The sequence below is a fragment of the Terasakiella sediminum genome, from assembly GCF_033100395.1.
In the GTDB taxonomy this organism is placed as follows: domain Bacteria; phylum Pseudomonadota; class Alphaproteobacteria; order Rhodospirillales; family Terasakiellaceae; genus Terasakiella.
Genome location: NZ_JAWLVJ010000080.1, coordinates 1 through 628 on the forward strand (window position 1 = coordinate 1; position 628 = coordinate 628).

Genomic DNA, 628 nt, shown 5'->3' on the forward strand with positions numbered 1-628 from the left:
TAATACCAAAACCCAAATGCTATGACCTATGAGCCCAATCTCTCATTCCGATGGACATAATTTTCCATGGCTGGTCACACAACAGGTTCCAAGCGTAGCAGCAATGATCAACGATATCGTTGTAGGATTTGAACACCTTGTTCGATAGCCAGTTGTCCCGCATGAATTGCCAAATATTTTCAACGGGATTGAGTTCGGGCGATTTTGGAGGCAAAGGCATAATGGTGATATTGTCAGGCACTTTCAGTTTGCCTGAGGTATGCCATGCGGCCTGATCCATGATGACAACAGCGTGGGCATTTTCAGCAACCGCCAGTGAGATTTCTTCCAAATGCAATTCCATCGCATGCGTATTGCATTTTGGCATGACGAGCCCTGCGGCTTTGCCTTCCTTTGGGCAGATCGCTCCAAAGATATAGGCTGAGCGAGTTCGCAAGTCCTGTATCGCTTCTGGGCGTGTGCCGCGTTTGGCCCAACGTCGTGTCTGTTTATTCTTTTGCCCGATACGGGCTTCATCCTGAAACCAAACTTCTATGGTTTTGCCTTGGGCTTCTTTTCTTTGGATTTCACCCACTTTGGCAGGGAAGTTTTTTTGAAAGCCTCATTGGCCTCTTCATTTCGTTGACGA

1 pseudogene is annotated in these 628 nt (G+C 47.3%); it reads right to left on the reverse strand.

Annotated features, from left to right (window positions below):
- Nucleotides 1-19 precede the first annotated feature (19 nt).
- Nucleotides 20-598, reverse strand: a pseudogene (locus RYZ26_RS19905) (IS630 family transposase); the annotation flags it as partial.
- Nucleotides 599-628: the final 30 nt, after the last annotated feature.